This window comes from Thalassotalea sp. G20_0, assembly GCF_017744175.1.
Lineage (GTDB): Bacteria > Pseudomonadota > Gammaproteobacteria > Pseudomonadales > Endozoicomonadaceae > Endozoicomonas.
In genome coordinates this window covers 1-1,895 of sequence record NZ_JAGHQV010000170.1, presented here as the reverse complement: position 1 = coordinate 1,895, position 1,895 = coordinate 1, and the positions used below count along the sequence as shown (strand labels likewise).

Genomic DNA, 1,895 nt, shown 5'->3' with positions numbered 1-1,895 from the left:
AGGTGTGGCGGTTGACGGTACCATCTCTGCGGAAAATGTTGCAGAAGAAGCTGTTTCGGAAACAGGTATGGTGGTTGACGGTACCATCTCTGTGGACAATGTTGCAGAAGAAGCCGGTTCTGAAACAAGTATGGGGGGGGCTGTTGATGCCCTGGCGGTTTCCCTGCCTGCTACCGTCGTGGCGGCCGATGGTGCCACTGTCGTGGTCAATGGTGCAGGACAAGGCAGGTCGGGAAAGGGTATGTCGGATGCCATGGGCAGGGTTTCGACGGAGAAGAAATCATTGCTGAAATTGCTTGGCATGCCTAACTGGTCAAGATACTTGGGGTTGGTTTGGCAATCCCGGAGCAAGAGCGAGAGCGGATGAGCGACAGGTTCACACACATCTTTCAGCGGGCAGGTGGGACTGTCACGGTATAGCTTATTGTCAAGGTAGGTATTACAAACCTGGTAACGCTCACTGACGATATGGGCTTTCGCTCCATAACTGCCCTGGGCTTCGATCCATGAATCAACCGCCGTGGTATCGGTAACTTTACCATCCTCACCCTCACGAAACGGCCCTGCCCCAATACCAGCATTTGCCTCAGAGCCGGTCGTTATGACATTACTCTTCACTGCCAGGGTGTTGGCAGCGGTTGCACCCTTTCTAACGTATCCTGTGCCGATAGCTGCATGGGCTGTATCACCGGAAGTTCTAACCTTGCAGTTCACCGCTGTGCTCCAGTCAACGGTGCCACCATCAGAGGCAGTTCCGGCTCCGATGCCTGCATATCCATATTCATCTTGGGTTTTGACCGTGCAGTTCAACGCTGTGGTGTGTGCAACGACGCTGCTACCTTCAACAGATCCCGCTCCGATACCGGCATTGGCCCCCACACCACGATTGAAAGAATTGAAGGTTTCGACGTTGCAGTTCACTGCCGTCGTGTTGGTAACATTGCCATTAACGACTTTACCAGCCCCGATACCGGCAAATCCCTCTTCACCTGTGGTTTTTAGCTCGCAGTTTAACACTCTGGTATCAGCCACACGGCCATTTCGAACAGCCCCGGCTCCGATGCCCGCTTCGCTATTTTTACCGACGGTGCTGGCCTTACAGTTTACTGCTTTGGTATCGGTCACAGTGCTATCAGCAACATTCCCCGCGCCAATACCGGCATCTGCATTCTCCTCCGATGTTTCGACACGACAATTCTTCTCTGCCACGGTATTAGTAACAGTAGTACTCTCCCTAACCTGCCCACCTCCGATACCCGCGCTGGCATCTCTACCGGTGGTTTTCACCGTGCAGTTCACCGCTGTGGTGCCAGTCACGGTGCCACCGTTAAACTGTCCCCCGCCGATGCCGGCAACGCTGCTACGTCCAAATGTGCTCACCTTACTGTACATTGCCTTGGTGTCAGTAACATCGGTCTCGATAGACTTTCCCCCGCCGATACCCGCATGGCCAAAAATACCAGAAGTTTTCACCATGCAGTTCAGTGCTCTGGTGTTGGTAACTTTTCCACGGGAAATGCTTCCCGCTCCAACAGCGGCATTTGCACCATCACCCACTGTTTCAACGCAGCAGAGAACAACCGCTGTCGTGTCGGCAACGGTTCCGCCATTGACCATTCCTGCACCGACACCGGCATGGGCATACTGGCCTGAAGTTCGAACCGTGCAATTCTTCGCCATGGTGTTAGCAACGGTTCCGCCATCGACCATTCCTGCACCGACACCGGCACTGGCAGACCAGCCTTCAGTTCGAACCGTGCAATTCACCGCCATGGCGTTGGCAACCTTTCCTTTGGTAATGCCTGCTACAACGCCCCCATAGGCTTCACGGCCCGAAGTAATTACATGAGCATTTTCAACCCGGATATTACTGCTGTTGCTTATACACATCTCCG

General features: G+C 53.9%; 1 protein-coding gene. It reads right to left on the bottom strand.

Features of this window, described 5'->3' with window-relative positions; all coding sequences use genetic code 11:
* A partial coding sequence (locus J7438_RS25290) for a hypothetical protein (protein ID WP_209278815.1) occupies window positions 1–1,895 on the bottom strand: 1,895 nt, incomplete at both ends.